Here is a 12,480-nt window from a genome sequence, read left to right as displayed (position 1 = left end):
TCGCGCATGAGAAATCACCCGCTTATCGCTTTTATCGCCCTGGTCCTGCCCGTTTGCGGCGTGATGGCCCAGACGACCCAGGGGGTGGGGCCAAGACCGAAGATCGGGGTGGTGCTCAGCGGCGGCGGGGCAAAAGGCCTCGCGCATATCGGCATCCTGAAAGCCATCGATTCAGCCGGACTGAAGGTTGACTATATAACCGGCACCAGCATGGGCAGCATCCTCGGCGCCCTGTATGCGGTCGGCTATTCCGCCGACTCCATCGAGAAGATCTCCCGGGGGATCGACTGGGGGCTCCTGCTCTCCAATCAATCCTCGATGCGGAGCATGATCATGGATGAAAAAAGCGAGTACGGCAGATACGATGTCGAGCTCCCCTGGGTAAACCATGCGTTCCGCCTTTCCACCGGGGTCATCGAGGGGCAGGAGCTGTGGCTGAAGTTTTCCGAACTGTTCAAACCCGTTTATAAGATCAAGGATTTCTCGAAGTTCTCCATCCCGTTCAAGTGTATCGCCACGGATGTCTCGACGGGCGAGGCCGTGGTCCTCGACACCGGCGAGATCGTGTCCGCCATCCGCGCCAGCATGGCCATCCCTTCCGTTTTTACCGCCGTCCCCTATGGATCGCAAAAACTGGTGGATGGTGGCGTGGTCCGTAACTTCCCGGTGAAGGATGTCCGTGAGATGGGCGCCAATATTGTCATCGGCGATAATGTGGCCGGACAGCTTCGAAAATCCGATCAGGTGACCAATGCGCTGCAGGTATTGCTCCAGGTGGCATTTTTCCGGGAGGCGGCCGATACCCGGACCCAGATACCGCTTTGTGACATCTATATCCACCAGCCGCTGGAAAACTATACGATGGCCAATTTCGGCGACGCCGACAAGATCATCGCCGACGGGATCGAAGAGGGACGGCGGCTCTATCCCCGGTTAAAAGCGCTGGCGGATTCACTCAACGCCATCTATGGTCCGCAGGAGATCGTGAAGAACAGGCTTCCCGCCGTCCATCCGGTGAAGATCTCCTCATATTCCGTAAAAGGTCTCAACCACACCAATGAGGGGTTTTTTATACAAAGCATGGACTTGGAGACCAACCATTACTATTCCGCGGACAACCTCGCCCGGATGGTGAGAAGGGCGTTCGGTACGCGTTACTATAACCGGATCACCTATGCGCTGGAACCGCTGCCGGACAGCACCAGCCGCATCGACTTCGAGGTGGAGGAAAACCCGCTCACCTTTGCGAAGATCGGGCTCAACTATAACCAGTGGAGTGGCATCAGCGCGATCCTCAATCTTACCAGCCGCAACTTCTTTACCCCCACCTCGCGCAGTCTCGTAACGGTGAACCTGGGCCAGAACTTTCGCATCCGCGCGGAGCATCTGCAATACTTCAGCCGCCGCGCCAACTTCTCATTTACCATCGGCCCTCAGTTCGATCAGTTTAAGATCACGACCTATAATGCGAAGTATAAGGAAGCCGGGCTTTATAACCAGAGCTATTTCCGGGGCGATGGGCATTTCGGCTATTCCACCAACCGCGACCTGACCTTCGGGCTCGGCAGCCGGTGGGAGTACATCGACTATGACCCTTCCATCACGTCGAGCCTCGATTTCAAGGGCGATAACAGTTTCGTCACCAGCTATTTCTTCATTCGCAGCAATACGCTCGACCGGCCCTCCTACCCCCGGCGCGGGACAAAGTTCGATTTCGAGGCCGATCATGTCTTTCAGCAGAGCCCCCGTGCCCAGTTCTTTGCCTCCAACGTCACGCGCAGCGACACCAGCTTTTCCGCCCATCCTTACCAGCGCTTTCACATCGATTTCGATCAGTATGTACCCATCGCCAGCCGTTATACGCTGCAGGTGCATCTGCAGGGCGGCCTCAATCTGCATTACCATAACAATATCATGAACGAGTTCTCCATCGGCGGCCTGACGGAGCAGTTTCATAACCAGGTCACCTTCGCCGGCCTTCGGGAAGGCACCTTTTATTCCGCCAGTATCGCGGAGGGCATGCTGGCCCTGCGTTACCAGTTGTACAGCAACGTGCTGATTACCGGCAGGGCCAATATCTTATTCAATAACTTCCTCTACCGAAGCAATTTCTTCACGACCCCGGACTTCCTCTCCGGCTATGCCATGACCTTCACCTATCAGTTTGCGTTGGGTCCGCTTGAGTTGAGTGCGATGTATTCCGATCAGTCGCGGCAGCTCATCGGTTATATCAATATCGGTATTCCGTTCTAGCCTTATTCCCTCGCTTTCACAAAATCACTTACAATGTAACTCATCAGCTTCCCGCTCGAGGGATTGGAGCAGCCATTGCCCACGCAGACCGCGCCTTCGCAGATATGCAGATAGGCGATCTTCGAATCGATGGCGGCGAAGGTGACGTACTGGCGGGCATGCAGCGGGGTGAGGCCCGAAGGCGGGAGCCCGGCGCCCGGGATATGGGCGACGGCGTCCAGGTCCAGTTCCAGCCCGATATAATTATCCTCGGTGAAGCCGGTGGCATGAGCTACGGCCTGGGTGAAGGTCCTTTTTTCGAGGACGAAGATGTCTTCGTAGGTGATGCAATCGACAAAGGGATTGTTGAGGATGTCCAGCCAGACGTTCTGCGGGAGATAGTTCTCGTGTACGCCGATGGCGCAATATTTCTCCAGGTAGCCGTCCTCTTCCGCATAGCGGAAGGCATTGCCGCTGTGGCGTCCTTCCACCGGGCTGAACTCGGGCTGGGCGTCGAGGTTGATCGCATTGATCTGGGCCAGCGGCGTCATCCCGGATTTGTGCAGGCCCTTTGCGGCGCCCTTGATCAGCGGGTAGGCGTTGTTGTGACCGCCGCCGATGACGATGGGTATTTTGCCGGCGGCGGTGATGATGCGGATCAGGGGTTCCACCGCCTCGTCGATCGTGTGAACCGCATGCCGGTAGGCCATGAGCTTTTCCTCGCTGTCGACGGCATTGGCTTCGATCAGCTGTGAGAGGTCGCTGAAATCGAAATACCCGAGCGCGAGGATATTCGTGCCCACCATAAAATCATTGCTTTCGATGTTGAAAAAGCTTTTCAGGAAATGCCGCCAGGCGGTCTCGCCGCCGGTCTGCCCTTCCACGGCGCGGATGCCGATGTCTTCAGGGATGCCCAGCAGGACATATTCGGCGGGCGACTGTTCTATCGAGGCCTGGATATTCCCCGCGTCGGCCGCCACCAACACCTCCTCTCCCAGCCGGGTTTCGAACTTACGGACCTTCGTAAAGGACAGGACATCCGATCTGCTGAATACCTTTAGCTGGGACATAGCGTTGATTTTGTACCTGAATGTACGAAGATTTCAGACGCCGATCTTCCCGTTGACGATGGCGATGATCTCGCCCTCCGCGCGGATCGTCCGCGCTTCGATATCCTTTCCTTTCGCCAGGATCCCGGCGACATAGTTCTTGTCGTCATACCCCGACGCATTGATGCGGACGTTCATAAAGGCGCCAAGGACGGCCGCACGGGCGCATAGCGCGCCGACGCCGGCATCGGAAACCGAGTTCGGGTTGCCTGTTTCGGCCATGGCCTTGATAAGGGCCATGCTGCCTGCCGCGACTTCCATGACGCGGAACGGCACTTCGATGGCGGTCTTCGTCGCCTCGTGGATGGCGCGCTGCCGGGCCGCTTTTTCCTCCGGCGTACCCTTGGCCATTCCAAAGGCCGCCATGATACCGTTGAAGGCCCGGGTATCGGCATCTACCAGCCGGATCAGCTCTTCCTTATAACCCTGTCCTTTCTGCGCCCATTCGCCGAATTCGCTCCAACGGTCGTCCCAGCCTTTCTTGTGGGAGGACAGATTCGCCACCATCGTCGCCAGCGACGCGCCGAGGGCGCCGACATAGGCGGAGATCGATCCACCGCCGGGCGCCGGGCTCTCACTGGCCGTTTCATCGGCAAAATCGGTCAACGGCATCCGCACCAGCTTCTCGTCGTCGGGGTTGCGCAACAGGTATTCGATGATCCGTTGCTCGGGAACGAAAGGGCCGAGGTCTTCCAAACCCATCGACAGGATCGCGATGCGGATCAGCTCCTTCTCGGATACTCCCGTACTGCGCTGTTGCTTTTCCAGGAAATAGCGGCCCGCATCGAGCATGGACTGCAAGGGGATCAGACCCACCAGTTCACTACCGGTGACGCGTATACCGCGTTCGGCGGCCTTACGACAAACCTCGTCAAACGCGAGGTACACGGGTGTCACCCGGATATTCGTCAGATTCATCGATATCTGCGCGACGCCATATTCTTCTATGAACCAGCCGATGGCTTTTACCGATTTCAGCGTGCCCGGCACCTGGACGGACTTATCGCCCTCTTTTATCACCCGCCCTGCCTCGCGGACATCGAAGGCAACGGCGTTGGCGCGACGGGTGGAGGTGGTGTTGAGGTTGACATTATAGGCTACCAGGAAATCGCGGGCGCCGATGACCGTGGCACCGCGCCGCGCATCGAATTCCGCGGGACCGAAGTCCGGTCTCCATTCGGGCTGGGTGATCTTCTTGAAAAAGCCTTCATATTCCCCGGCCCGGATGACGGACAGGTTGCTGCGATTCTTATCGTCTTGTGCGGCCTCGTAAAGATATACCGGGATCTGCAGCTCCTCGCCTACCCTTTTGGCAAGCCGTTGCGCCCATTCAGCCGTCTCTTCCATGCTGATCCCTGCGACGGGGATCAGCGGACAGACATCGGTGGCGCCCATGCGGGGATGCTCGCCTTTATGGTTGCGCATGTCGATCAGCTCCCCCGCCCTTTTTATCGCGAGAAAGGCGGCGTCGATCACCGCCTGCGGGTTACCGACAAAGGTGACGACGGTGCGGTTGGTGGCTTTTCCGGGGTCTACATTCAGCAGCCGGACGCCGGGAACGGCCTCGATCTCGCTGGTGATAAGCCGGATGGTTTCGGGGTTACGGCCTTCGCTGAAGTTTGGTACACATTCGATAATAGGCTCCATAGTGCTATTTTGATGATGGCAATCGTTTTTATGCCGGGCCCACAGCCCGTTTTATGGCGCGGCAATTTAATCATTAAATCAGATTCACGGCCGCTATTGCTCCGCGGACCTTACTCCATTGACTCCAACCGCCTTCTCGGCCGGATAAAATCCAGCGGCGCGCTTTTAAAATACCGCCAGAGGATGCCCAGGAATTCCGGATACTCATGAAGCCGGATGCCGCGGCTGCGGACCGCGACGATGAAAGCCAGCGCAAAGCTGGATACAAAGTTGAAGACGCCGATGCCGAGCACCCCGGCGACGACGGTGGCAAGATAGGCGGGATCGATATTTTTGAAGCCAAGGCCGTAAACGGCAAGCGAAGTGTTGCCGGCGGAGATCGTGATATGGCGGATATCGAAATGAATGCCGAAGATCTCGCCGAAGAATCCCGCCATGCCTAGAAAGAATCCCAGCGAGATATTGCCGGCCAGCGTACCGGCGTGCTGCTCGACATAGTCCGCCACCCGCTTCAGCTTCGCCACGGGCATCGAAAGCCGGAGGATCGGATGCGTTTGCAGCCGGCGGCTGATCTGGCCATAGCGGATCTTATTCTGCACATATCCGGCGATGATCCCGCTGAGAAAGAGGAAAACACCGGTATTACACGCATACAGCAGCGAAAGGCTGTGCCAGGGATGCTGATCTTCGAGCATCTTGAGGGCCGCGGCGCCTTCCACCAGCTTGTGGCCGAAGACGAAATCATAGCCCCAGGCCAGCAGCCAGGCGCCGGGAAAGACGATGATCAGGTTGCCCACGAAAGAAGCGATCTGGCTGCGGCTGACCCGGGCTACGGTGACCGCCAGGTTGTAGAGATTGGGTTGATGGGTATTCTTGCGGGTATCGAGCGAACCGGCGACGGCGCTGGCCGTGAAGGCAGGCTGTTTTGTCGCGAGCGTGGTATGGGTCTCCTCGATAAGGATAAAGCCCAGGCTATAGTTGAGGCTGTAGGCGAAGCCATGCCAGAAGATGGCCAGCGGCAGCCGGGTGAGCAGGTTCTTGATCAGCACGACCAGACAGATCCAGCCGCCGCCGCCCATGGCGCTGCAGATCATCGCACGGTATTCCGCCCGGGTGGAAGTGATATACTTACCGCCTTTGGCGCCTTTGTGCTCGGCGATCTGATACGCAAGATATCCCATCGACTGGGACATAAACTCGAGGATGCTGTTCTTCCGGTTCTCGTTGCGGATCAGCATGCGGAAGAAGTCGACAAACTTCCCCGTGTCCATGGTATGGTCCTGGTCCAGCAGGTCCAACAGGATCGTTAGCCGGTCGAGGCGGTTGGTCAGCAGCAAGAGTATATAGGTCTGGTGCAGGCTGGCGCCGTGCGACGAGTGATTGTCGCGGACATAGTCGATGCATTCGTAACACCAGGCCATCTGTTCTTTGATGGTTGCGGCAATCTCCGCAGCTGCGGCGGTGTCCTCCCCATTTTCAAGTTGGTGAACCAGATAACTCTGCCCGACAAAGGGATTCTCCTCGCGGTAATGATCCGGAATATACCGCAGCACCTCTTTTTCAAGCCCCAGCTGCGCCACCTGGAAAGAAAGGGTATTCAACGCGAGCAGCAGCTGGCGGAGGATGCGGCGGTCGTCGATATGCAGGGCAAGCCCGAGACATTCGAAGAAGCTGACCCAGTCCGCCCGCGGGATGTCCTCCACCCAGGTGTAGTCGTTGCTCCGGAAAAAGACGCGATTCAGCACGTAAAGGAAGTCGTTCTCGGGTTGCAGGGGCGGAAGCAGCTTATGCCGCAGCCGGCCAAACAACTCCTGCCAGAAGCCCCGCGCCAGCGGCATCCCGCTTTCCATGAGCGCCGATGAAAGATCGGTGCGCACCAGCTGGGAAAGGATGGCATGTCGCAGGTTGGCCAGCACGACGGGCCGCTCGCGCAAAATGGCCGTTAGAGTGGCAAGATTGGCCGCGGCATGCCGGCGACCGGGAGCCGGACGGATAACGGCAAAGAAAGATACCAGGAAATCGAGGCCCGCCTCGCTGTCGCCGATGGAAAGGATCGTGCTGCGCCCCGAGACGGTTTCAATGAGATCAGGTTTGACTCTTCTCTTTTTTCCGAACATAGATATCAGTTGACAAACTCTCCTTTTATCATAACCCGCCCGATAAGATTTGACCCAAAGGCATAAGGAAGATAAGCCAGTGAAGGAATGGGCTTTGTAACGATGAGATTGGCCATCTTTCCCACGGTGATACTCCCGAGGCTTTCCCCAAGGGACATCGCATACGCTCCATTGAGCGTGGCGGCATTGATCGCCTCTTCGGGCAGCATCCGCATCCCGATGCAGGCCATCGCCACGACCAGGTTCATATTGCCGCTCGGCGAGGAACCGGGGTTTAAGTCGGAGGCCAACGCAATGGCGCAACCCGCATCGATCAACGCGCGGGCCGGCTGGAAGGGCATCCGCAGGAAGAAGGCCGCAGTCGGCAATAACGTGCCGATCGTCGGCGAAGCCGCGAGAAGCGCGATCGTCCCTTCATCCATCGTCTCGAGATGATCGACTGACAACGCGCCCAATCGCACTCCCGTCTCCACGCCGCCCGAGAGATGCAGTTGATTCGCATGGATCTTGGGCTTTAGCCCGACCTGCAAACCCGCGCGGACGATCGTCTCGGTCTCGGCCGGGCTGAAGAAGCCCTCTTCGCAAAAGACGTCGATATAGTCGGCAAGGCCTTCGGCGGCGATCACCGGCAGCATCTCGCGGATGATAAGATCGATATAACCGGGATGATCCTGGCGATAGGCCTCGGGATAGGTATGGGCGCCCAGAAAAGTCGCCTTTATGGAAAGCGGGGACCGCTCCTTCAATTTCTTTATCACCCGCAGCATCTTCAGCTCCCCTTCTACCGTCAGGCCATAGCCGCTTTTTATTTCTATCGCGCCGGTACCCAGCCTCGACAGTTCTTCCAGCCGCTGCCAGGCGGTAACGAACAGCCGGTCCTCCGGGGTATCGGCCAGCCGCCGCGCGGAATTGAGGATACCGCCGCCGCGGGCGTTGATCTCCGCATAGCTGAGGCCTTTTAGCTTGTCGACGAACTCCGGCTCGCGGCTTCCCGCGAAAACCAGATGGGTATGACTGTCGCACCAGGTGGGTAACACAAAACAACCGGTGGCATCGATGCCTTCCGGTCCATCCGCCAGCAGGGCGAGGTCGGGTGGAAGCGCCCGCATGGGCCCATAGGCCGCGATGTGGTCCCCTTCGATATGAACCCAGGAATTATCGATGAAAGGTAAGCCGGCGAGATCGGCTCCCCGTAACGGAGACGTCACCGCGCGGGTGCCCATAAGTTGCCGGATGTTGAAGATCAGCCGTGATGACATTGGCCCAAGATATGAATTGCGGCAAAAAATTGCCAAAAAATAATTTTTCGCCGCATAATCCGGCCCCATGTCTAACCCGCCCGCAGGGCGGTCCAGGCTCACAAAAAATCCGCCTTATCCAGCTTCCTCCCGATCCTGCACGCTGCATTGATCAGCCCCACATGACTATAAGTCTGCGGAAAATTCCCCCATTGCGACCCATCCGGCGTCGCATCTTCGCTGAAGATCCCGAGATGATTGCTAAAGGTCAGCAGCCGGTCGAGGTTGCGCATCGCATCATCGATCCGCCCCACGCAGGCCAGGGCATCGACATACCAGAACGCACAGACCAGAAACGTGCTCTCCGGGAAGCCAAAATCATCATAATGCTTATACCGGTAGAAGAGCCCATTCTCCGTCAGCAGCTCCTTCTCCAGCGCGGCGATATGGTCCTGCGCCTTGCTGCCCTTGTGATCCAGGTAGTCCATGGTGATCATCGACAGCGTGCTGGCGTCGAGATTGGCCGTGCCGATGGCCTGGGTATAAAGGCGGCGCACGGGGTCATAGGCCTTTTCGATCAGCGCGTCGGCGGCTTCGGCGAGCCGGGCGGCCTTGCGCATCAGCTCGTGGTCGCCAAAGAATGCGGCGATCTTATAGGCGGCCTTGGCCCCCGCCCAGTGGAACAGCAGGGTATAGGTATGCACCTGCACCTCGTTGCGAAACTCCCAGAGACCCGAATCGGGGGTCTCCAGCGTCCGCTCTATCTGCGCCAGCAGCCAGGGAACGATCTTGCCATAGCTGTTCTTCTTGGGGAAGATCAGCCGCTTGTCGAGGTACAGCGGCAGCAGGCTGACCAGCACCTGCCCATAGACATCATGCTGGGACTGGATATAGGCCTTGTTACCGATACGAACGGGCTTATTACCCAGATAACCCGGCAGGTCGAGACTCATCTCAAACAGCTTTCTGTCCCCGGCGATGGAATATAACGGCTGCAACGAGTCGGTGGCGTTGAGCAGGATATTATAGATGAAATCGAAGTATTTTTCCAGTTCCTCGAAGTGTCCGATCTGGTTAAAGGCCCGCAGCGTATAGTGGGCATCGCGGAACCAGCAATAGCGGTAGTCCCAGTTGCGCGTGCTGTCATGAAATTCGGGAAGGCTCGTCGAGCCGGCTGCGATGATGCCGCCGGTGTCTTCGTATTGATGCAGTTTGAGCACCAGGGCCGACCGGATGATCTGGTCCTGGTAGATATCCGGCAGATAACAGCTCTTGACCCAGGACTGCCAGTCCTCCGTCGTCTTGCGGATAAACTCCTCCGCCGTCTCTTTCAGCGGCGCCTCCAGCGGCTCGCCATAGGCAAGCACGAGATACCGGTCCTGGTCGAGAATAAAGGATTTCTCTTTCTGGATATAGGTCAACGGGACATCGGTGGTGAGCCGGACCTGCTGGTCCAGGTTGAGAAACCGGATATGATTGCTCGCCATAACCGACTCCGGAACGATCTTTCCATACTCCCCCCTCGGCTGGCAGGACACCGTGATAGCAGGTGTCCCCTCCAGCCACTCGATCTTTCTGACCAGCATCAGCGGCCGGAACTGCCGCTCATAGATGCGCATCCGCGGCGCACAGTCCTTTACCACAAAGCGCCCGTCGCTACAGGTGAATTCGGTGCAGAGTACATTGGTGTTGGTGATATAGTACTGGCGCGACGTATAGTTCCCGTCCGTAGGCCGGATATAAAAATGGCCGCCGTTCTCTTCATCGAGAAGGGAGCCGAAGAGAAAGCTGCTGTCAAACCTCGGAAGACACATCCATTTAACATCCGCGCTGGTATCGATATAGGCCAGGTAAGAACAGTTACCGATGACGCCCATGTTATACTTATGAATCGGCATACTTTGTTTTCGGTAGTTGAAGGGGTTCCGGTAATTCGCTCGTCAGCAGAGTCAGAACGGGCAACACCTGCTGCTGGGAGAGGATGGTGTATTGGGCCGCGGACGCGCCGTTGTTGACCTTGATCGTGTAGGCTTCTCCTTCCAGGGCCTTGAACATATCTTCGTCCGTGGTGTCGTCGCCCATACACAGGGTGAAATCGGGATCCATCTCGCCGATGATCTTCAGCGCCGTGGCGCCCTTGTCAAAACCCGCGATCCGCACCTCCACCACCTTGTTGCCGTCGATGACCTGCAACGTGGTGTTCTGGATCAGCTGGGAAAGGGTGTTGAGCAGTTCCCGGCTGCGGGAGAAACCCAGACCCGCCTGGGTGTTGCGATAGTGCCAGGCGATGGTATTCGTTTTTTCTTCGATAAAAGAGCCGGCGCATCGCAGGACGAAGAGCTGCATGATCCGGCGGATCTCCTCCTTCCAGAGATCGGACACCGATACCATCTGCTGCCAGGCTGCCCCACGTCGCTTGGTACTGGCGCCGTGTTCGGCGACCAGCGTCACGTTGAACTCACCCAGCCAGCGGTCCAGCGACGACAGGTCGCGGCCGCTGATAATGATCACGTGGTTCTTGGGGTCCGCGGTAAGCCGGAGCAGCAGGTCCTTTACGGCATTGTCCGGCGCCGCCTCCGAAGGGATGCGGGAGAAAGGCACCAGCGTGCCGTCATAGTCGAGTAGCAGACAGCGGTTCCTGCTGCGCTGATAATGTCTGCGGATAGTCGTGATCACCTTTTCGTCCAGCAGCTTCACCTTCTGCTTCTGCTGTTCCTGCTTCACCTGCGCCAGCTGATCCATAAAGTCGTTTACCCATTTGAAGACATCGTACTCCTGGATGCGGCGCTGCATAAGGGAGATGCGGTTCCGCTGTTCATACAGGGGCATCGCCAACGCCCGGACGATGGAGGAAGCCACGTCGGAGGTGTCGGTAGGATTCACGAGGATGGCTTCACTCAGCTCGCTTGCGGCGCCGGCCAGCTCACTCAGGACCAGCACGCCGCGGCCCAGGCTGCTGGCGACATATTCCTTGGCGACCAGGTTCATCCCATCACGCAGCGGGGTGACGAGGGCCACATCCGCCGCCTGATAAAGGGCGATAAGTTCTTTGAAGGGAAGATGATTATACCGGTAGATCACGGGTTGCCAGCTGATGGAAGAGAACCGCCCGTTGATGGTGCCGATCTTCTCCTCGATCATCTTCTTCCTGTCGTTATAGGCCGGGATCGTATCCCGGGAAGGCACGACGTTGAGGATAAAGATCATCTTCTCGCGCCATTCGGGATAGCGCTCGAGAAAATACTCAAAGCCGTTCAGCCGCTGCATCAGGCCTTTTGTATAATCCAGGCGGTCGACCGAAAAGACGATCTTCTTGTCCGCGAAGTTGTCCAATATCTTGTTTCGCAGCTGCTCCGTCTCGGGATCGGCCGCCGTCTGATGAAATTTGTTGTAGTCGATGCCAATCGGAAAAAGATCGATCCGCACCAGCCGGTCCTGGTACTGCAGGTTGTGAAAATAGCTGTCCACCCCCAGCAGCATTTTCGCCGACTGGAGGAAATGCTGGACATAGTCGTAGGTATGAAACCCGATGAGATCGGCCCCCATCAAACCCTGCAGGAGTATTTTTTTCCATTCGGTGGGCAGTAATCGGAAGATCTCATAGGACGGAAAAGGAATATGCAGGAAGAACCCGATCGTCGCCTCCGGTCTTTTTGTCCGCAGCAGATGCGGCAGGATCATCAGCTGGTAGTCATGTATCCAGATCTGATCATCCGGCCGCAGCAGGGGAAGAAGTTTCTCGGCAAAAAGCTGATTTACCTGCACATAAGCATCAAAATACTGGCTCTCGTAGTTCGCGAGCGAACTGAAATAGTGGAATAAAGGCCACAACACCGAATTGGAAAACCCATTGTAGTAGTTGTCGTACAGGTCTTTATCGACGAAAAGAGGGAGAATGCTGAAGTCTTGTTCCGCCGCATGAGTGGCAACTACCAGTTCCCAATCCTCCTGGGGAAAATCCGCCACACCCATCCACACGTTCTCCGTCGCTTCCCCACCGCGCTGGGCAGATGCATTCTCAAAATAGCTCTTTATCGCAGAGACCAATCCACCCGAACTTTGACGAAGACTGACCTTATCCCCGTCTTTATCGAGCGAAAAGGGCAACCGGTTGGATATAATAATTAAACGACCCAT

Annotated in this window: 7 protein-coding genes; 1 reads left to right on the top strand and 6 read right to left on the bottom strand. The window is 57.3% G+C overall.

Annotated features, from left to right (window positions below; translation table 11 throughout):
* Positions 1-6: 6 nt before the first annotated feature.
* The gene (locus VGM48_RS07150; protein ID WP_331577497.1) at positions 7-2,253 is read left to right on the top strand and encodes a patatin-like phospholipase family protein; all 2,247 of its coding nucleotides are present in this window, start codon (positions 7-9) and stop codon (positions 2,251-2,253) included.
* A gap of 2 nt (positions 2,254-2,255) precedes the next feature.
* On the opposite strand, the gene VGM48_RS07145 is transcribed toward VGM48_RS07150, so the two are convergent.
* The 6 genes from VGM48_RS07145 to VGM48_RS07120 form a co-directional block, all read right to left on the bottom strand.
* On the bottom strand, positions 2,256-3,302 hold the full coding sequence (locus tag VGM48_RS07145) for an arginase family protein (protein WP_331577495.1): 1,047 nt from the start codon (positions 3,300-3,302) through the stop codon (positions 2,256-2,258).
* A gap of 33 nt (positions 3,303-3,335) precedes the next feature.
* The gene (gene ftcD / locus VGM48_RS07140) at positions 3,336-4,988 is read right to left on the bottom strand and encodes a glutamate formimidoyltransferase (protein WP_331577493.1); all 1,653 of its coding nucleotides are present in this window, start codon (positions 4,986-4,988) and stop codon (positions 3,336-3,338) included.
* A gap of 110 nt (positions 4,989-5,098) precedes the next feature.
* On the bottom strand, positions 5,099-7,105 hold the full coding sequence (locus VGM48_RS07135) for a hypothetical protein (RefSeq protein WP_331577492.1): 2,007 nt from the start codon (positions 7,103-7,105) through the stop codon (positions 5,099-5,101).
* 5 nt (positions 7,106-7,110) lie between these two features.
* The gene (gene hutI / locus VGM48_RS07130) at positions 7,111-8,364 is read right to left on the bottom strand and encodes an imidazolonepropionase (protein ID WP_331577491.1); all 1,254 of its coding nucleotides are present in this window, start codon (positions 8,362-8,364) and stop codon (positions 7,111-7,113) included.
* A gap of 98 nt (positions 8,365-8,462) precedes the next feature.
* A complete protein-coding gene (locus VGM48_RS07125; protein ID WP_331577489.1) occupies positions 8,463-10,241 on the bottom strand; it encodes a glycoside hydrolase family 15 protein in 1,779 nt (592 codons plus the stop codon).
* Positions 10,228-12,480 (bottom strand): bifunctional alpha,alpha-trehalose-phosphate synthase (UDP-forming)/trehalose-phosphatase, encoded by a 2,253-nt coding sequence (locus tag VGM48_RS07120; protein ID WP_331577487.1) that lies wholly within the window; start codon positions 12,478-12,480, stop codon positions 10,228-10,230. The genes VGM48_RS07125 and VGM48_RS07120 overlap by 14 nt, the downstream gene beginning before the upstream one ends.

The organism is Puia sp., assembly GCF_036500295.1.
Taxonomy (GTDB): domain Bacteria; phylum Bacteroidota; class Bacteroidia; order Chitinophagales; family Chitinophagaceae; genus Puia.
Note: the sequence above shows the minus strand (reverse complement) of the source record. Positions and strands in the feature narration are given on the sequence as shown.

Coding starts and splice junctions, on each gene's coding strand:
- VGM48_RS07150 (WP_331577497.1), top strand. CDS start 7: ATGAGAAATCACCCGCTTATCGCTTTTATCGCCCTGGTCCTGCCCGTT.
- VGM48_RS07145 (WP_331577495.1), bottom strand. CDS start 3,302: ATGTCCCAGCTAAAGGTATTCAGCAGATCGGATGTCCTGTCCTTTACG.
- ftcD (WP_331577493.1), bottom strand. CDS start 4,988: ATGGAGCCTATTATCGAATGTGTACCAAACTTCAGCGAAGGCCGTAAC.
- VGM48_RS07135 (WP_331577492.1), bottom strand. CDS start 7,105: ATGTTCGGAAAAAAGAGAAGAGTCAAACCTGATCTCATTGAAACCGTC.
- hutI (WP_331577491.1), bottom strand. CDS start 8,364: ATGTCATCACGGCTGATCTTCAACATCCGGCAACTTATGGGCACCCGC.
- VGM48_RS07125 (WP_331577489.1), bottom strand. CDS start 10,241: ATGCCGATTCATAAGTATAACATGGGCGTCATCGGTAACTGTTCTTAC.
- VGM48_RS07120 (WP_331577487.1), bottom strand. CDS start 12,480: ATGGGTCGTTTAATTATTATATCCAACCGGTTGCCCTTTTCGCTCGAT.